Here is an 18,027-nt window from a genome sequence, read left to right as displayed (position 1 = left end):
GGTGGTGGGGCCTCGCCGAGGTCTGTGCGACCCACCCTCGCCGGAGGGTGATTGCCAGGGGGGCGGCGAGGGACCGGGGAGTCGGGGGGTACGGCGCGCCGATGCCGTGTGCTGGGAAGGCGCGGAGCGAGTCCGGGGGGACTCGCTCCGCGCCTCCTCAACGCCTCACCTCGACGCGGCGCCACCGCCCGCGCCGCCCGCGTCAGACCATCGCGCTCCAGAACGGACAGCAGACCTCCGGCAGCGGCCTCGTCCCACCCCCGGCGCACGAGCCTTCGGGCCCGCCGCGAGCAGTGCCCGCCCGCTCGGAGCGGGCCACTCCCGGCGAGGTCGCCGTCAGCCGGGCCTCCCCCAGCGCCCCGAACTCCAGCGCGAGCCGGTAGCCGTCCGGCGTGGTCGCGGCGACTCCGGGCAGGTCGCGACAGGCGTTCACCGAGGTGATGGTCCAGCCGTGGCGCCGCCACCCGGCCTCCACCATGGCCGGCAGCTCCCGCCGGCGGGCGGCCGAGATGATGGTGACGATGTCCCGGCCGCGACCGACGTACCACTGGACGCCACCGTCGGCCGGGCCCGAGCCGGGCGCCTGCAGGCGCGCCCCCGCGCAGGGCACCGCGTGCCGCCAGGACAGCGCCGGCCGGACGGCGTCCAGCGTCTCCCGCAGCAGGTGTTCGCAGCGCTCGGCGGCGACGGCCTGGTCCACCGCCGCCCGCGCAGGCGGCGCGGGGGATCCGGCCGGCTCCGGCCACGGGGGCCCGACCGGGATGTCGACGTTCACTTCGGCTCCACCAGACTGCACCGGGCCCTCCGCACTTCTCCCGGCGTTCAACCCGGGAAGGGATTCCGTCACTGCGTGGACGGCACGCCGGAGCGCCACAGTTCCACGCCCCGCGTCGCGCGCCACGGTGGCGCGGCAGGCCGCACGCACCGCACACACCCCAAGAGTAAACTGCACCGAGTAGTGCAATTGACGCCGCGAAGGAGAGACCCCGATGACCGCAGGGACGCCAGGAACGCCGGGGAGCGCGGCGGCCGCCGCGGGCTCGCGCCGGATGCCGGAGAAGCGCCAGGCCATCGCCCGCGCGGCGAGCACGGTCTTCGGCCGCGAGGGCTACACCCGGGCCAGCGTGGACACGATCGCCGCCGAGGCCGGGGTCTCCAAGCGCACCATCTACAACCACTTCGGCGACAAGGAGAAGCTGTTCCTGTCCGTCGCCCTGGAGACGGCCGGCGAACTGACCGAGGTCATCGCCCGGTTGGCCGACCGGCACCTGCACAAGATCGTCGACCTGGAGGCCGACCTCACCGCCTTCGCGGTCGACCGCGTCCGGGCCGTCCTCGCCGCGGGCGACCACTACGCACTCGGCCGCACGATCCGCGCCGAAGCCGGCAACATCCCGCCCGAGGTGCTCGCCGCCTGGCTGGACGCCGGCCCGCTCGCCTCCCAGCGCGACCTCACCGCCCACTTCGGCCGCCTCGCCGGGCTGGGACTGCTGCGGATCGAGGACGCGGAGCTCGCCGCCACCCAGTTCACCCTGCTCACCTTCAGCGGCGCCGCCGACCGCACCTTCTTCGGCGCGATCCACGTCCCCGAGGCCGAGCTGCTGCCCGGCATCACCGCCGGAGTCCGCGCCTTCCTGCGCCTCTACGGCAGCTGATCCGACCGCTCCGCGAGGGCCGGCCCCGACTCCGGGGCCGGCCCTCGCCGCACACCCGGCCACCGCACGAAGCCCCCGAGCAGCTGGACGCCCGGGCCCCACACCCTCCCGCCGCAGACCCGGGCGCCTTCGCGGGCCCCAAGGTGCACTGCACGGTGTAGTTGCTCACTTTACCTACACCGTGTAGTTTACTTTTTGTCGTAAGGAGCCTCCGCCCCGACCGGACAGCGATCCGCACCCGACCCACCGAAGGGACCCAGCCATGCCCACCGTCACCGTCGACACCGCCCGCATCCCCTACCGCGTCGTCGGCGAGGGCCCCGAGACCCTCGTCCTCGTCCACGGCACCGGCCCCGGCTCCGCCATGTGGGACCACCTGCTGGACGGCTTCACCGACCGCTACACCGTCCTGCTCCCCGAGCTGTCCGGCAGCGAGAGCGCCGAGGACGACGGCGGCGAGCTGACCGTCGAGACCCTCGCCGCACAGGTCAACGCCGTCATCGAGGACGCCGGCCGCGGCCCGGCCGACGTGGTCGGCTTCTCGCTCGGCGCGGTCGTCGCCACCGCCGCCGCGGCCCGCCGACCGGAACAGGTGCGCCGCCTGGTCGCCGCCGCGGGCTGGATCAACGCGGACGACGAGTACCTGCGCAACATGATGACCGTCTGGCTCGCCATCGCCGGCGACACCGCCGCCTTCGGCCGCTACGCCACCCTCACCGCGTTCAGCCGCGGCTTCCTCAACGGGATCGGGCGCGCGGGCGTCGAGGCCAACGCCGGGTTCATGCGGCCGACCCCCGGCACACTGCGCCACATCGGCCTCAACCTGAACCTCGACGTCACGGAGCTGCTCCCCCGCGTCCAGGCCCCGACCCTGGTGATCGGCTGCACCCAGGACGCCACCATCCCGGTGGAGAACGCCCGCCGTCTGCACGCGGCCATCGCCGGCAGCGAGTACGCCGAGTTCGACGCCGGCCACGTCGTGGTCGTCGAGCAGCCCGAGGCCTTCACCGCGACGGTCCGCACCTTCCTCACGGCCGCCTGACGGGACGGTGACCCGCCCCGTCACCCCGGCCGCCACCACCGCCCCGGCGTCCGATCCGCACCGCCGCCGGGACGGAGGCCGGAGCACATTCCTCCCGCGTCCACAAGACCCGCGACAGAACGTCCGATTATCGATCCCGCCGGGAACAGGAATTGACCGGTCGTCAGTTCACGGAGAAGGCGGGCCCCGCCCGCACCAGCCACTCCCGAACCGCTCGAAGAACGACCAGGAGACGATCGTGCGCATACTCTTCACCGGCCCGGCCGCGCCCAGCCACCTGTTCCCGATGGTGCCGACCGCGCAGGCCCTGCGTGCCGCCGGGCACGAGATCCTGTTCGCCAGCCCGAAGCCCATGGACCAGCTCCGGGCGGCCGGCTTCCCGATCACCGAGATCGGCGACGGCCGGCCACTGCGGGAGGCGTTCGCGGAGGCCACCGGCGACACGCGGTACTCCAGGCCGGACCTGGACCAGGACGAGATCCTCGACCTGGCCGCCCTCGCCTTCGCCCACGCCTCCCGCCCCACCGTGGACGACCTGCTCGCCGTCGCCGACGCGTGGGAGCCCGACCTGCTGATCCACGACTCCTGCCTGGCCTCCGCCCAGCTGGTCGCCGCCAAGCTCAAGATCCCGGCGGCGCTCCAGAACTTCGGCTTCACCTCCGGCCTCGACCTGACCGCCCGGCTGGCCACCCACTTCACCGACGTCTACGAGGCGCACGGCGTGGCCGGCCCGGCCGACACCACCCCGCTGGACATCGTCCCGGCCTCGCTCGGCGGCGACGGGGGCGGCCTGCGGATGCGCTACCTCCCCTACAACGGCGGCGGCGTCGTCCCCGGCGACCTGCTGCGCCGGGGCACCCGGCCGCGGGTCGCCGTCACCCTGGGCACCGTGGTCGCCGACATGGACGGCGTCCACGCGATCACCCGCCTGATCGAGTCGGCCGCCTCGGTCGACGCCGAGTTCCTGCTCGCCGTCGGCGGCGCCGACCTCACCCAGCTCGGCACCCTCCCGGCCAACGTCCGGCCGCTGCCGTGGGTCCCGCTGGCGGAGCTGCTGCGGGTCTGCGACGCGGCGATCCACCACGGTGGCTCCGGCAGCACGCTCACCGCCCTGCAGGCCGGCCTGCCCCAGCTCCTCCTCCCCCAGGGCGCCGACAACTTCGCCGTCGCCGACATCCTCACCGCCACCGGCGCCGCCCTCCGCTCGGCCTCCGACGACGTGGACACCCCGCTGCTCACCCGCCTCGTCACCGACCCGGCGCTCCGCGACGCGGCAGCCCGCCTGCGGGCCGACAACGAGGCCCTCCCCACCCCCGCCGCCCTCGTCCCGGCCATCGAGGCCCTCGCCACCGGCCCGCGCTGACCCGCGCCGGCCCACGCCGATCCGTTTCCCCGGGCCGACCCTGGGAACACCGAAGCCGCAGGTCGGATGACCTGCGGCTTTCGCGTGCCGGGCGCCCGTTCGGCTCGCCCACTCAGACCGCCCACTCAGGCCGCCCGTTCAGGCCACCCGTTCGGCTCGTCCGCTCAGGCCGCCCGCTCCCGGCTGCGCAGCGCGGCGCGGGCCGGCAGCCAGGTGCCCACGGCGGCGAGCGCGGCACCGCCGGCGAGGACGAGCGCGAGCTGGCCGATCGGCACGGCGACCGAGGCGGTGCCCCGGGTGATGCCCTGGGCATAGGTGCTGAGCACCGCGAACGCGATGCCGAGGCCGAGGACCGTGGCGATCGCGACGGAGGTCGCGGTCTCCCAGCCGAGCATCCGGCGGACCTGGCGGCGGGTGGTGCCGATCAGCCGCAGGGCGGTGAACTCCTGGCGGCGGTCGGTGATGCTCATCGCCAGGGTGTTGAGGACGGCGATGGCGACGAAGGCGATGATCAGGCCGAGGGTGACGTAACCGATCTGGGCGCTCGTCCGGTTGCCCGCGGACTGCGCGGCGGCACGGTCCAGGACGCCGATGCCCGGCTCGGCCCGCAGCGCGGCGGCCAGCGCCTGCCGGGTGACACCCTCGCCCCGGACGAGCAGATGGTCGTCGAGGGGGACGTCGACGTGCGCCGCGACCAGGTCGTGCGCGAGGGTCAGGTCACCGAAGCCCAGGCCGCGGGCGTACAGGGCGACGACGGTGACCTCGGCCGGAGTGCCGTCGGCGAGGGTGAGCCGGATCCGCTGGCCGAGCCGGTAGCCCAGCCCGTCCGCGGCCGCCGCCGTACCGTCCGCCAGCGCGGTGATGTCGCCCGCGGTCACGCCCAGGTCGAGGGTGTCGGTCAGCCGCTCGGGCGTGACCGCCTGCACGCCGCGCCTGGTCAGGCCGTCGCGGACCTGGGTGTGCAGCACCCGGGTCACGGTCCGCACGCCGGGGACGGCGGCGACCGACGCGGCGGCGGCGGAGGGCACCCCCGGCCCGACCACGAAGTCGGCGACGCTCCCGAGGTCGCGCTGCGCACCCGAGGCGTGGTCGACGGTGGTCTGGGTGAAGAGGATGGTGCAGGCCATCGCGACCAGCAGGGTCAGCGGGGTGACGACCGAGGCCAGCCGGTGCACCGCGGCCCGCAGGTTGTGGGCGGCGAGGTAGCCGCCGACCCGGGACGCCCGCAGCGGCAGGCCCAGCACCGCGACACCGGCCCGGACGACCGGCGGACCGAGCAGGGACAGCGCCGTGCACCACAGCAGGACGGCGATGAAGCAGACCGGGGTGGAGGCCTGGTCCGAGTGCAGCACGGTGAGCAGGGCGGTGAGGACGACGGCGCCGACGGTGGCGAGGACGCCGAGGGCGATCCGGGCCCAGCCCAGACGCGGTGGCTTGAGCTCCGCCTCGCCGAGGGCCTCCACCGGCTTGATGGCGGTGGCCCGCCGCGCCGAGATCCGGGCGGCGCCCCAGCCGGCCAGCAGGGTGGCGCCGGCGGCGGCGATCACGGGGAACGGGGAGAGGACGACGGGGAGGTTCGCCGGGATCACGTCCAGCGCGACGAACCGGTCGCGGAGCCAGCCGCCCAGCGGCAGGCCTGCGGCGGCGCCGAGGACTCCGGCGGCCAGGCCCACGGCGAGCGCCTCGCCGCCGATCATCTTCCGCACCTGCCGGCCGGTCGCGGCGACGGCGCGCAGCACCGCGATCTCGCGCTGGCGCTGCTGGATCGACAGGCCGAAGGTGCCGACGACGACCAGCAGGGCGACGAGCAGGGAGGTGCCGGCCAGGACGGCGCCCATGCTGACCAGCCGCACCTGGGCGTTGGCGGCGTCGGGGAACTCCACCGGTCCGCGGTCGTCGCCGGTACGGACGACGGCGGCGGGGGTCGTCGGGGTGGCCGGGGCGCTCCGGAGCAGGGCCTCGACATCGGCGGCGGCCGAGGGCGCGGCCGGGAACACGCCGATCGCGCTGAACAGGCCGTCGTGGCCGGCGAGCTGCCGGGCCCGCTCGGGGGCGAAGAACACCGCGGTCTGGCCGGCGAAGCCCTGGGCGGTGACGCCGACGACGCGGACGGTCAGCGTCCCCGTGGCGGTGCGGGCCTGCGCGGTGGAGCCGACGGACAGGTGGGCCCGGGCGGCCGTGGCCGCGTCCAGCACGACCTCGTCGGCGGCCGACGGCGCGCTCCCGGAGGCCAGCGTCACGCCGGCCAGCGGCGCGGACTCCCATCCGTGGCCCCAGGACTCGCTCGTGGGGCCACCGGGCAGCAGCACCGGGAAGGTCACCTCGGTGCTGACGGCCCGCACCGATGGCAGCGCCTCGATGCGCTCGGCGAGTGCGGCCGGGACCCAGGCGTGGTCGGCGATCGGCTTGGCCTTCTCCTTGACCTTGCCCTTGCCCTTGTTCTCGACGTGGTGGACGTACTGGTCCCCGGCGACCACGATCGGCGCGGCCGCGTACCGCTCGGGCTGGACGCCGCCGAGCAGTCCCGTGGCCAGCAGCGTCCCGCAGCCGCAGACCAGCGCGGCGGCGCAGAACAGGGCGACGAAGGCACCGGCGAAGCCGGCCTTGCGGTACCGGAGGGTGGCGAAGGCGAAGCTGAGCATCATCGGTTCCACGCTCCCAGGCGGATCATGCGGTCGGCGACCTTGGCGGCGGTCGGCGCGGACATCGTGTCGGCGACCCGGCCGTCGGCCAGGAACAGCACGTCGTCGGCGTAGGACGCGGCGACCGGGTCGTGGGTGACCATGACGACGGTCTGGCCGAACTCGTCGACGGTCTGCCGGAGCAGGGTCAGGACCTCGCGGGCGGTCATGGTGTCCAGCGCGCCGGTCGGCTCGTCGGCGAAGAGCACCTCCGGGTCCGAGATCAGGGCCCGGGCGATGGCGACGCGCTGCTGTTGGCCGCCGGACAGCTGCCCCGGGCGGTGTCCGGTCCGCTCCTGCAGCCCCACCCGCCCGACGAGTTCGGCCAGCCGCGCGCTGTCGGCCCGGCGGCCCGCCAGGCGCAGCGGCAGCAGGATGTTCCGCTCGACGGTCAGCGACGGGATGAGGTTGAAGGACTGGAACACGAACCCCGCACGCTCCCGGCGCAGTTCGGTCAGCTTGGTCTCACTGAGCCGCGACAGGTCGGTGTCCCCCAGGCGGACGGTCCCGGAGGTCGGGCGGTCCAGCCCGGCCGCGCAGTGCAGGAAGGTGCTCTTGCCCGAACCGGACGGGCCCATCACCGCGGTGAAGCCGCCCTTGGGCAGCCGCACCGTCACCTCGCGCAGTGCGGCGACGGCGCCCCGCCCCTTGCCGTAGACCTTGCTCACGGCTTCCAAACTGATCGCTTCGCTCATGCTTTCAGCCTGCCGAGCCGCGAACTCCCGGGACAGGGAACGGATCACGAGCCAACCGTGACATCGTCACGGGTAGGGTCGTCGCATGATCAGACTCCTGCTGGCGGAGGACCAACACGTGGTGCGCAGCGCGCTGGTGGCGCTGCTGGAGCTGGAGCCCGACCTGGAGGTCGTCGCCCAGGCCGGCTCGGCCGACGACGTGGTGCCGCGCGCCATGGTCGCCGTACCCGACGTGGCGGTGCTCGACATCGAGATGCCCGGGCGTACCGACGGCCTCCAGGCGGCCGCGGCGCTGAAGGAGAAGCTGCCGAACTGCCGGACCCTGATGCTCACTTCGAACGGACGGCCCGGGCTGCTCCGCCGGGCCCTGGAGGCGAAGGTCGACGGCTTCCTGCTGAAGACCGCGCCGCCCGAGGAGCTGGTGGCGGCGATTCGGCAGGTGGCCGGCGGTGGCCGGGTACTGGACCGGGGGCTCGCCGTCGCGGCCTGGGACCTCGCGGACAACCCGCTGACGCCGCGTGAGAACGGCGTGCTGCGGGAGCTGGCCGAAGGCGCCGAGCCGCCGGAGATCGCGGCGCGGCTGCACCTGTCGACGGGGACCGTCCGCAACGTGCTGACCGCGGTCGTCGGCAAGCTCAACGCCCGGAACCGGACGGACGCGGTGCGCATCGCGCGCGAGGCGGGCTGGCTGTAGCCACCGGCGGTGCTCCGGTGGCCCGCGGGGCCTCAGCCCGCCGGCACCTCGGCCCGCAGCAGGTACCAGCCGTCGTCCGGGCCGGCCGTCACGGTCCCGCCGATGGCGGTGAGCCGGACGGCCAGGCCGCCGATCCCGGAGCCGGGCGAGCGGACCCCGTCCGGCACCCCGTCGTTCTCCACCTCCAGCCGCACCCAGTCCTCACCCGCCGAGGTGGCGATGCGCGCATGGCGGGCGCGGCTGTGCCGCAGGATGTTGGTGACGGCCTCCCGGAGCACCACGCTCAGCACGGCCCCCGCCGCCGCCGGCACCGGTACGTCGTCGACCTCGACCTTGATCGCGGCCGTCTCCAACACCGCCTTTGCCGAAGCCAGTTCAGCCTCGAACAACAGCCGGGGGCCGCCGCCGACCACCGTCCGAAGCTCACCCTCCCCGCGCTCGGCCAGCCGCACGATGTCCCGTAGCTCGGCCCGGCCGCGGCCGGGGTCGGTGGCCGCCAGGCGCCGGGCGAGTTCGGCCTTGAGCAGGATCGCGGTCAGTCCGTGGCCGAGCAGGTCGTGCAGGTCGCGGGCGGCGCGCAGACGCTCGGTCACCACCGCGGCACGGGCCAGGCCCGCCCCCGCCCGTTGCAGCTCCCGCACCAGGCGGACCAGGCGCAGCACCCCGTGGACGACCACGCAGGTGATCAGGACGTCGACCGCGGCGAGCAGCGCGGGTGCCGCGCCGCCGCCGGTGATCACGCCGCCGGCCACCGCCGCCGCGGCGGCGAGCGCCAGGCCGGTCCGCGACGGCAGGGCGATCAGCAGCGCGCCGGCGAGGATGCCGACCGCGCCGATCCAGTTCCGCCCGAACCAGGGCAGCGGCACGAGGGCGACAGCCGCCGAGGCGAGCAGGACGAGGCGGGCGTGGCGCGGCGACTCCTGGGTCGCGAAGCGGATCTGGAGCCCGCAGAAGACCAGGAGGGCCGGCACGCCGAGGCCGAGCAGGGGCACCGGCACGAGCAGCACGGCCTTGACGCAGAAGGTGCCCAGGACGAGGAAGTACAGGCCGAGCACGGTCCGCAGCTCGGGCGGATCGGCGGCCGCCGCCGGCGCGGGGGTGGCCGCCACCGCCGCCTCGACGGCGAACCGGCCGTCCGGTTCCAGACCGGCCGTCAGCCGCCCGCCGACCGCGTGGACCCGGTCGGCGAGGCCGTCGAGGACGTCGGCGCCGAGCGCGGCCGTCGGCACACCGTCGCTGACCACCCGCAGCACCACCTGCCCGGTCCGCTCGCCGGTGACGATCTCGCACCGCCGCGCGTCACCGACCCGCACCACCGCGGTGACGGCCTCGCGCAGCACCGTCGCCAGGACCGTCCCGGCCGGTCCGAGCGGCTCCGAGTGCCCGATCCGGAGGTCGGCGGCGATGCCCGCGGACGTCAGCAGGGCCCTGGCACTGGCCGCCTCGGGAGCCAGCGAGAGGCTGCGCAACTCGGCCGCCGTGGCCCGGGTCGCCGCCAGGGTCCGGCGGGCCGCGGCGAGGAGGTCGTCCAGGACCGTCGGGTCGCCCCGCAGTGCCAGGCCGCGGACCTCCGCCAGCCCCTCGGAGAGGTCGGTCTCCAGGCCGGCCGCGATCCGCAGCCGTTCGGCGGTCACGGCGGAGGCCGCCAGCGTGAGCCGCGCGGCGTGCGCCCGCGTCGCGAACAGCGCCAGCGTGGTGACGGCGTACAGCATGATGCCGCCGATCGCCACGATGAGCGTCATGTCGACGGTGTCCCGCACGCTGCCCGACCGCGTCAGCTCGATCAGCGCCGCGGAGCCGCCGAACAACAGCAGCGGGATCCACCGGCGTTCGAGCAGCAGCGAGGCGGCCGGGAGGCAGAGCAGACCGATCGAGACCCCGAGCGGCACGACCGCGAGACCGCCGACGGCCAGTTCGACCGCCGTCCAGGCCACCGGTGGCACCACCGGGGCGAGTCGCCGCAGCGCCGGCGTGCTGTGGCGAAGCTGCACCACCACCAGTGCGAGGCAGGCTGCCACGACCGCAAGGCCGGCCCCCGGCTCCGCCGGGACGCGCGCCAGCCCCTTCAGCAGGTGCACCGAGACCACGGCGACGGCGGCCGCGACGACCAACGCGTGCGACAGCCGCGACGCGACGTCCTTGCCCGGTGCCCCCTCCACCCGGGCATGGTACGCGGAGGACGATCAAGGAGGAACGCCCTTCGGGCCCGGCCACCACGGCCCGGGGCCGCCGGCCCCGGGCGGGGAATCAGCCCGGCGGACGGCGTTCTCCGGCCCGGCGCGGGCGGCGGGAACCGGACCCGCGCCGGCCACTGGCGACCGCCGCCGACCGCTCCTACCGCTGCGCCGGCGGTGGGGAGAGGCTGTCGAGCTCGCGCGCGAGCCGGGCTCCCTCGCGGGTCATGATCTCCGGGTCGCGCAGCGCGTTGGCGAGCAGCGACATGCCCTGGTAGGCGCCGACGAGTGCCAGCGCGTGCCCCTCGGGGTCGGCCACGCCCAGCCCGCGGTACTGCTGCTCCACCCAGTCCAGCAGCTGACGGATGACCTGCCCGGCCGCCAGGTCGAGCCCGCCCTCGGCCCGCTTGTCGAGCTCGACGGCCAGGGTGCCGGTGGGGCAGCCGTAGCGGGCCACGGTGTCGCGCTGACCGACCCACGTGGCGACCAGGCTCTTGAGGCGTTCGCGCGGGTCGGGGAGTTGGTCGAGCCGGTGGGTCAGGGCCGCCAGGTATCCGGAGTGCTCGGCGAGCGCGGCTTCGACCAGTTCGTCCTTGGTCTTGAAGTAGTAGTACACGTTGCCCGCCGGGACGTCGGCGGCGCGGGCGATGTCGGCGATGGTCGTGCGCTCCACGCCCTGCTCGTGCAGGACCCGGGCGGTGGCGGCCGTCAGGCGCTGCCGCTTGCCGGCGGCTGCCGCGCGAGGCGGCCGGGAATCCAGTGAGTCAGTCACCCCACTGACTATAGACAGCCCACCGCCCCGCCGTGCTAGCGTCACTCTCGACGGAGTAAGTCAGTCAACTAACTCAGACAGCCGAGGAGATCGACGTGATCGTTGTGACGGGTGCGACCGGGAATGTCGGGCGGGCGCTGGTGCGCATGCTCACCGAGGCGCAGCTTCCGGTGACGGCCGTGGCGCGGCACATCACCGACGCCGACGTGCCGCCGGGGGTGCGGGCGGTGGCCGCCGACCTGGCCGAGCCGACCGGACTGCGGGACGCCTTCGACGGCGCGCGGGCACTGTTCCTGCTGGTGGCCGGCGAGGACCCGGACGGCGTCCTGGCGGCAGCGCGGGCCGCCGGTGTCAGCCAGGTGGTGCTGCTCTCCTCGCAGGGCGCGGGGACCCGACCGCAGGCGTACCGGCACCCGGCCCTGTTCGAGGCGGCCGTGCGGACGTCCGGGCTCGACTGGACCGTCCTGCGCTCGGGCGGGATGACGACCAACACCTTCGCCTGGGCCGAGTCGATCCGCACCCGGCGGGCCGCCGAAGCGCCGTTCGCCGACGTCGGCCTGCCCTTCGTCGACCCCGAGGACGTGGCCGCGGTCGCCGCCGCCGTCCTGCGGGACCAGCACGCCCACTTGGGCGCCACGTACACCCTGACCGGGCCCGCCGCGACCACCCCGCGCGAGCGCGCGGCGGCGATCGCGGCGGCGCTGGGTGAGCCCGTGCACTTCACCGAGCAGACCCGCGCGCAGGCGTACGAGCAGATGGCGCGGTTCATGCCGCTGCCCGTCGTCGAGGGCACCCTGGCCATCCTGGGCGGGCCGACCGAGGACGAGCAGCAGGTGAGCCCCGACGTCGAGCGCGTCCTGGGCCGGGCGCCGGCCGGCTTCGACAGCTGGGCCGAACGCAACGCCCCGGCCTTCCGCTGAGTACGGCGGCCGATCACCCCACCCGGCTCGACCCAAGACAGAGGGACGGACATGCCCGTTCGACACGTCCTCGACTCGACCATGCACCACCGGGAGTCCGGCGCCGGCGTGCCGATCGTCTTCCTGCACGGCAACCCGACCTCGTCCTACCTGTGGCGCGAGGTCACGCCGGCCGTCGGCGCCGGGCGGCTGCTGGCCCCCGACCTCATCGGCATGGGCGAGTCGGGCAAACCCGCGATCGACTACACCTTCGCCGACCACGCCCGCTACCTGGACGCCTGGTTCGACGCGCTCGACCTGCGGGACGTGATCCTGGTCGGGCACGACTGGGGTGGCGCCCTCGCCTTCGACTGGGCCGCGCGCCACCCGGCCCGGGTGCGCGGCATCGCCTTCACCGAGACCATCGTGAAGCCGATGAGCTGGGAGGAGTTCCCCGAGGGCGGGCGGGAGCTGTTCCGGGCGATCAAGACCGACGGCGTGGGCGAGTCGATGATCCTCGACGACAACGCCTTCATCGAGCAGGGCCTGCCCGGCACCAGCGCCACGGCGCTCACCGAACGCGTCCTCGACGTCTACCGCGCGCCGTACCCGACCCGGGAGAGCCGGCAGCCGCTGCTGCAGTGGCCGCGCTCGATGCCGCTGGGCGGCGAGCCCGCCGAGGTGGTGGCCAGGATCGAGGCCTACGACCGGTGGCTGGCGACCAGCCCGCAGGTACCCAAACTGCTGCTCACCTTCGACCCCGGACCGGGGGCGATGATGCACGAGGACATCATCGCGTGGTGCGCGGCGAACATCGCCGCCCTGGAGATCGAGCACTCACCGGCCGTCGCCGGCCACCACACCCCGGAGGACCAGCCGCTCCTCATCGCCACGGCCGTCTCGGCCTGGGCCGACCGCTTCGCCCTTCGCCGCCGTAGCACCCGCCCACCGATCCCGCCTGTCGATCTGCCGCAGTCACAAGGACATTGACGCCCACTGGGAGGAGCGGCAACCGTCCACCGGAGCCCGCTCAGGCCCGGCCCCTGGGCGATCAGCTCACCATCGGCCCAGACAACAAGAAAGCCCCAGGCCGTTGACCTGGGGCTTTCTCTCTGAGCGGGCGACGAGAATCGAACTCGCGCTATAAGCTTGGGAAGCTCATGTTCTACCATTAAACTACGCCCGCCTGATGAGCCGTCAGAGACCGCTCGATCTGCCCTCACTGTACCCCATTCGTGACGCCCGTTGCACAGGTGGCCCGGGGTCGTGGCGGAGCCGCCCGGGGCGGGGGTGGAGGCGTACTGTGTGGGCCGCGTGAGAGTGCTCCGGCGGGTGGGTTTCGGGGCGGCGAGCCATGCTGTGGAATGTCCGGAACATCCCCTAATGTGACGCTGTCCCGAGGGCTCCGCCGTTCGGGGTGCGATGAGTACGGGTGAGTACCGGGGTAAGGATGGGAAGGGGACCGATGGAGCAGCGCGCCGTCGTTCGTTGTGCCGAGGGGCACCTGTTCAGCACCACCACGTTCCCGATGCAGAACCTCGGGCCGGGCCGGTTGGGGCCCGGGCGGCTGATCCGCTGTCCGCAGTGCGGACGGATGCGCAGTTCGGTGCTGGCCGACGTACGGGAGCTGTCCGCGCCGCAACTGGCCCGGGCGATGCGGCTGGAGGCCGCGGAGTTCCTGGCCTGACGACCGGCACGAGGAAGGAACGGGCCCCGGGCGATTCGTCCGGGGCCCCGTCGTGCACGTAACCTCGGAGCGTGCTGCTCTCTGACAAGGACATTCGGGCCGAGATCGACAAGGGCCGGGTCATGATCGACCCGTTCGACCCTGCGATGATCCAGCCTTCCAGTATCGATGTGCGACTTGACCGCTTCTTCCGGGTGTTCGAGAACCACCGGTATCCGCACATCGACCCCTCCGAGGAGCAGCCGGACCTGACCCGGCTGGTCGAGCCGGAGGGCGACGACGCGTTCATCCTGCACCCGGGCGAGTTCGTGCTGGCGTCGACCTACGAGGTCATCACGCTGCCGGACGACGTCGCCTCGCGGCTGGAGGGCAAGTCCAGCCTGGGCCGGCTCGGCCTGCTGACGCACTCCACGGCCGGCTTCATCGACCCCGGCTTCAGCGGTCACGTCACGCTGGAGCTGTCGAACGTCGCGACGCTGCCGATCAAGCTCTACCCGGGGATGAAGATCGGGCAGCTCTGCCTGTTCCGGCTCTCCTCGCCGTCCGAGCACCCGTACGGCTCGGCGCGGTACGGCTCGCGCTACCAGGGCCAGCGCGGCCCGACGCCGTCCCGTTCGTTCCTGAACTTCCACCGCACCGAGGTCTGAGCAGAGAAGACGCAGCACGCGGCACGCACGGCGGGCGGCCACCCCTGGACGAGGGGGTGGCCGCCCGCGGCGTTGTCAGCGGTGCTCAGGCGCGCTCGGGGCGGGTGACGGCGACGAGTTCGCTGCCGTCCTCGGAGAGCCGCAGCTCGGTGCGGAGCCCGGCCAGCTCGCCCAGGTGGTGCAGGTGGGTGCCACCGCAGGAGATCCGCGCGGGGCCCTCGGGCAGCTCGCAGTGCCACTGGCGGCGGGCGGTGAGCTCGGGACCGGGGACGTCGATGCGGACCGGGGCGTCGGCGGCGACCCAGGCGGCCAGCTGCCGGTTGACCGCCTCGGTGAGGGCGGGCAGGGCGTCGGCGAGGGCCGGGAGGTCCTCGGTGGCCTCGGCGGTGAAGCCCTTCTTGCGGAGCGACTTGCCGAGCCGGTAGGTGTCGGTGCTCGCCTCGGTGTCCATCACGGAGGTGGCCATCGCGAGGCTGTCGAAGTCGGGGTTGCCGAAGGCGTCCGAGCGGCCCGGGTCCTTGCGCCAGCGCGGGGCGAGGGCCGCGTTCAGGGCGAGGGCGAGCAGGTGGCAGCCGCTGTGCGAGGCGCACAGCGCGGCGCGCCGGCCGGCGTCGACGGCGAGGGTCGCGGCCTTGCCGGCGAGGTCGCCCGGGTCCCCCTCGACCACGTGCAGGACCAGCCAGGACCACTCCTCGTCGCCGCGGCGGACCGGGATGTCGGCGCCGACCAGCGGCGCGCCCCCGTCCGGGCCCACCGCTCCGGTCAGGCAGTCGACGACGGCCAGTTCGGTGCCGTCCACGGTGAGGGTGCCGAGGTCGGCCGGCTGGTCGGGCCAGGTGTGGTCGAGCGGGTGGAACGGCGTCGCCTCGGTGACGACCGCGTAGCGGCCGCCGTCCAGCGGGTGCACCGCGAGCACCGGGGACTCGCCGGTCACCGCCCCGGCCGGGAAGCTGACGTGGGTGGTGGGGAGGGTCATGCCTGGCTCCGTGCGCGTGAGGGTGGTGGAAGCGGAACGGGCCCCGCAGGCGGGGCCCGTCGACCATTCTCCCCCGGGCCGCCGACGGGCGGCCCTCGGTTCGCTCAGCCCAGGGTGGGCAGCTTGATCAGCACCAGCAGCGCCAGGAGCTGGAGCGCGGCGGCGCCGGCGGCCTTGCCCCACGGCAGGTCGTGCACCCGGCGGACCATCGTGGTCAGCAGCACGGCGCAGAGCAGCCAGGTGGCCCAGCCGACGACCTGGACGACGATGTTGTCGGACGGCAGCACCAGCGCCAGCAGCAGCCGGGGCGCGTCCGTCGTCCAGCCGATCAGCACCGCCAGGCCGACCGTCGACTTCCACGGGCCGTCCCCGCCGAACTGGCGGGCCAGCGCGTACGTCACCGCGCCGAGGGTGGCGCCGGCCAGGGTGAAGCCGATCGCGGCGACGACCATGGCGGTGAGCGCGCTGGTGAAGGTCGAGTTGACCACGTCGTCGCGGGTCAGGCCGATGCCGAGCACGGCCAGCGCGCCGTAGAGCAGCGAGACGGTCAGCGCGGGCAGCCAGACCTGGTGGTCGCGGACGCGGTCGAAGGTCGCGGTCGGGCTGCGGAAGATCCCGGTCAGCAGCTCGCGCCAGTGCGGGCGCGGGCCGGTGGCGTGCGGGGCGGCCTGGCCGCCGGCGCGGTACACCGCGACGTTGTCCTCGTGGTGGCCGTCCTGCCCGTAGCCCGGCTCCTGGCCGTAGCCGTAACCCTGGCCGTAGCCCTGCTGGTAGCCCTGGTCGTAGCCGCCCTGCGGGTACGGCTGCTGCCCGTACTCCGCCGGGTACCCCTGCTGCGGGTACGGCTCGCCCGCGTACGGGTCGGTGCCGGTCGGGAAGGCGCGGGTGTGGCCGGGCTGGTCGGCGGCGTACGGGTCGTACCCGCCGGGACCCCCGGGAGCGCCGGGACCGCCCGCGGGGGCGCCACCGTGACCACCGGCGGGAGCGCCGCCCGGCGCCCCCTGGTGCGGAGCCGTCCCCCGGTGCGGAGCCGTGAAGTACTCCGGACCGTCCTGCTGCCCGTACCCCCCGGGCGCCCCCGCCGAGGGGGGAGGAGCCGACCACCCGCCGCGGGGGTCGGCGCCCTGACCGCTGTCGTATCGATTACCAGCCACGCTCCGAAGGTACCCGTCCGGCCGACTCCGCGTCGGTCGGGCACCGAGCCGGGGCCGGTTTGCAGCGAGCCTGTGACGACAGGGCGCCCCGGCCGCCCCGGCCGCCGCCGGCCCGGGCGTCCCCGCCGGCCGCCGGGGCGCCGCGGCGCCCCGGCGTCACCACCGCTGCGCGCTCGCTACCGCTGCGCGGTCACGGCCGGCGCGTGCACCGCCGCGGCCGCCGTGGCACCGGCCGGGCAGCCGCCCGGGCCGGCCGAGATGCGGACCGCGCCGACCGGCAGCAGCGTGCCGCAGGCGACCCGGATGCCGTTCGGCAGCTCGTTGTCCGACTCGACGATCGCGCCGTCGCCGATCACCGCGCCGTCCAGCGCCGTGCGGTCGCCGACGGTCGCGTACGCGCCCACGATCGAGTCCTTGACCAGGGTGTCCGGGCCGATCGACGCGCCGGGCAGGATCACGCTGCCCTCGACGATCGCGCCGGCCTCGACCACCGCGCCCTCGGAGACCACGGTCCCGCCGCTCAGCACGGCGCCGGGGTGGACGGTCGCGCCGGGCAGCAGCAGGGCGTCACCGGTGGGGCCGGGGACGGCCGGGGAGTCGACCTTGCCGAGGACCAGGTCGGCCGAGCCCCGGACGAAGGCCGCCGGCGTGCCGAGGTCCAGCCAGTACGAGGTGTCCACCACGCCGCGCAGCAGCGCGCCGGTGGCCAGCAGCTCGGGGAAGGTCTCGCGCTCGACGGAGACCTCCCGGCCGGCCGGGATGCGGTCGATCACCGAGCGGGTGAAGACGTAGCAGCCGGCGTTGATCTGGTCGGTGACGATCTGCTCGGGCGTCTCCGGCTTCTCCAGGAACTCCAGCACCCGACCGGCCTCGTCGGTCGGGACGAGCCCGAAGGCGCGCGGGTCCTCGACCCGGGTGAGGTGCAGGGTGACGTCCGCCCCGGCGGCCACGTGGCCGTCGCGCAGGGCGGCGATGTCGACGCCGGAGAGGATGTCCCCGTTGAAGACCAGGACCGGCTCGTCGGGGCCGCAGGTCAGCCCGGAGGCGGCGTTGCGGATGGCGCCGCCGGTGCCGAGCGGCTCCCGCTCGGTCAGGTACACCAGCTCGATGCCGTACGGGGTCCCGTCCTGGAAGTGGTCCTCGAAGACCTCCGCCAGGTAGGAGGTGGCGAGCACCACGCGGGTCACCCCGGCCGCGGCCGCACGGGCCAGCTGGTGCGCGATGAACGGGACGCCCGCCACGGGCAGCATGGGCTTGGGGGTGTGGGTGGTCAGCGGACGCAGTCGCGTGCCCTTACCACCGACCAGCATGATCGCCTCGGTCATGGTCTGCGCTGTTCCCTTGTGATCGCTGCGGCCCGGCCCGGCGGGCCGATACCTCCGTCAGTGGTCTGACACCCGCCCGGAGGGCCGGAACGGGTCGACCGGCACAGGGCCGGTCCGGCGCCTACTGTATTTCCTTCCGACCCGGGCGCTGCCGGGCGGTCCGCCGGTCGGCGTCCCGGCCGGTGCGCGGCGGCCCGGAGAACGCGGCGCGAAGTCCGGCGGAAAGCCCGGTGGTAGGCGGGTGGAAGCCAGGTGAAAAGCCC

General features: G+C 74.6%; 15 protein-coding genes, 1 tRNA gene and 1 pseudogene. 8 read left to right on the top strand and 9 right to left on the bottom strand.

The features are described 5' to 3' along the window. Positions 1-202: 202 nt before the first annotated feature. The gene (locus tag AB0J08_RS20125; protein WP_360635594.1) at positions 203-775 is read right to left on the bottom strand and encodes a hypothetical protein; all 573 of its coding nucleotides are present in this window, start codon (positions 773-775) and stop codon (positions 203-205) included. A 214-nt stretch (positions 776-989) separates the two neighbouring features. On the opposite strand from AB0J08_RS20125, the gene AB0J08_RS20120 reads away from it, so the two are divergent. From AB0J08_RS20120 to AB0J08_RS20110, 3 genes are all read left to right on the top strand, one after another. Next, positions 990-1,655: a TetR/AcrR family transcriptional regulator gene (locus AB0J08_RS20120; RefSeq protein WP_360635591.1), complete on the top strand. Its 666-nt coding sequence runs from the start codon at positions 990-992 to the stop codon at positions 1,653-1,655. Positions 1,656-1,917: 262 nt separating this feature from the next. Continuing rightward, positions 1,918-2,697: an alpha/beta hydrolase gene (locus tag AB0J08_RS20115; RefSeq protein ID WP_360635588.1), complete on the top strand. Its 780-nt coding sequence runs from the start codon at positions 1,918-1,920 to the stop codon at positions 2,695-2,697. 238 nt (positions 2,698-2,935) lie between these two features. Next, a complete protein-coding gene (locus AB0J08_RS20110) occupies positions 2,936-4,060 on the top strand; it encodes a nucleotide disphospho-sugar-binding domain-containing protein (protein ID WP_360635586.1) in 1,125 nt (374 codons plus the stop codon). A gap of 164 nt (positions 4,061-4,224) precedes the next feature. On the opposite strand, the gene AB0J08_RS20105 is transcribed toward AB0J08_RS20110, so the two are convergent. Beyond that, on the bottom strand, positions 4,225-6,705 hold the full coding sequence (locus tag AB0J08_RS20105; protein ID WP_360635583.1) for an FtsX-like permease family protein: 2,481 nt from the start codon (positions 6,703-6,705) through the stop codon (positions 4,225-4,227). Next, a complete protein-coding gene (locus AB0J08_RS20100) occupies positions 6,702-7,436 on the bottom strand; it encodes an ABC transporter ATP-binding protein (protein WP_360635580.1) in 735 nt (244 codons plus the stop codon). Before AB0J08_RS20100 ends, AB0J08_RS20105 begins: the two co-directional genes overlap by 4 nt. Before the next feature lie 85 nt (positions 7,437-7,521). On the opposite strand from AB0J08_RS20100, the gene AB0J08_RS20095 reads away from it, so the two are divergent. Continuing rightward, the gene (locus tag AB0J08_RS20095; protein WP_360635577.1) at positions 7,522-8,130 is read left to right on the top strand and encodes a response regulator transcription factor; all 609 of its coding nucleotides are present in this window, start codon (positions 7,522-7,524) and stop codon (positions 8,128-8,130) included. A 32-nt stretch (positions 8,131-8,162) separates the two neighbouring features. On the opposite strand, the gene AB0J08_RS20090 is transcribed toward AB0J08_RS20095, so the two are convergent. Together AB0J08_RS20090 and AB0J08_RS20085 are read right to left on the bottom strand one after the other, a co-directional pair. After that, positions 8,163-10,289 (bottom strand): histidine kinase, encoded by a 2,127-nt coding sequence (locus AB0J08_RS20090; protein ID WP_360635574.1) that lies wholly within the window; start codon positions 10,287-10,289, stop codon positions 8,163-8,165. Between the two features lie 175 nt (positions 10,290-10,464). After that, positions 10,465-11,076 (bottom strand): TetR/AcrR family transcriptional regulator, encoded by a 612-nt coding sequence (locus AB0J08_RS20085; RefSeq protein WP_360635572.1) that lies wholly within the window; start codon positions 11,074-11,076, stop codon positions 10,465-10,467. Between the two features lie 95 nt (positions 11,077-11,171). Between AB0J08_RS20085 and AB0J08_RS20080 the strand changes: the two genes are divergently transcribed. Both AB0J08_RS20080 and AB0J08_RS20075 read left to right on the top strand, forming a co-directional pair. Further along, positions 11,172-11,996, top strand: a complete 825-nt coding sequence (locus AB0J08_RS20080) for an NAD(P)H-binding protein (RefSeq protein WP_360635569.1) — start codon at positions 11,172-11,174, stop codon at positions 11,994-11,996. Between the two features lie 51 nt (positions 11,997-12,047). Next, the gene (locus AB0J08_RS20075; RefSeq protein WP_360635566.1) at positions 12,048-12,965 is read left to right on the top strand and encodes a haloalkane dehalogenase; all 918 of its coding nucleotides are present in this window, start codon (positions 12,048-12,050) and stop codon (positions 12,963-12,965) included. Positions 12,966-13,090: 125 nt separating this feature from the next. On the opposite strand, the gene AB0J08_RS20070 is transcribed toward AB0J08_RS20075, so the two are convergent. Further along, positions 13,091-13,161, bottom strand: a tRNA-Gly gene (locus tag AB0J08_RS20070). A 279-nt stretch (positions 13,162-13,440) separates the two neighbouring features. Between AB0J08_RS20070 and AB0J08_RS20065 the strand changes: the two genes are divergently transcribed. Both AB0J08_RS20065 and dcd read left to right on the top strand, forming a co-directional pair. Further along, the gene (locus tag AB0J08_RS20065) at positions 13,441-13,662 is read left to right on the top strand and encodes a hypothetical protein (protein ID WP_329488707.1); all 222 of its coding nucleotides are present in this window, start codon (positions 13,441-13,443) and stop codon (positions 13,660-13,662) included. Positions 13,663-13,733: 71 nt separating this feature from the next. Then, a complete protein-coding gene (dcd, locus tag AB0J08_RS20060; protein ID WP_360635563.1) occupies positions 13,734-14,309 on the top strand; it encodes a dCTP deaminase in 576 nt (191 codons plus the stop codon). Between the two features lie 85 nt (positions 14,310-14,394). Here the strand turns inward: dcd and AB0J08_RS20055 are convergent, their stop codons facing one another. The 3 genes and pseudogenes from AB0J08_RS20055 to AB0J08_RS20045 all read right to left on the bottom strand — a co-directional run. After that, positions 14,395-15,285 carry a metal-dependent hydrolase gene (locus AB0J08_RS20055; protein ID WP_360635560.1) on the bottom strand — a complete coding sequence of 297 codons (891 nt, stop codon included), beginning with the start codon at positions 15,283-15,285 and terminating at the stop codon, positions 14,395-14,397. 104 nt (positions 15,286-15,389) lie between these two features. Then, a complete protein-coding gene (locus AB0J08_RS20050) occupies positions 15,390-16,439 on the bottom strand; it encodes a Yip1 family protein (protein WP_360635557.1) in 1,050 nt (349 codons plus the stop codon). A gap of 251 nt (positions 16,440-16,690) precedes the next feature. Beyond that, positions 16,691-17,764: pseudogene (locus AB0J08_RS20045) on the bottom strand (NDP-sugar synthase); the annotation flags it as partial. Positions 17,765-18,027 lie beyond the last annotated feature (263 nt).

Origin of the sequence: Kitasatospora sp. NPDC050463 (assembly GCF_040655255.1) — a bacterium.
GTDB lineage: Bacteria > Actinomycetota > Actinomycetes > Streptomycetales > Streptomycetaceae > Kitasatospora.
The sequence above is the reverse complement of the archived record's forward strand: the minus strand, read 5'-3'. Positions and strand labels throughout refer to the sequence as shown.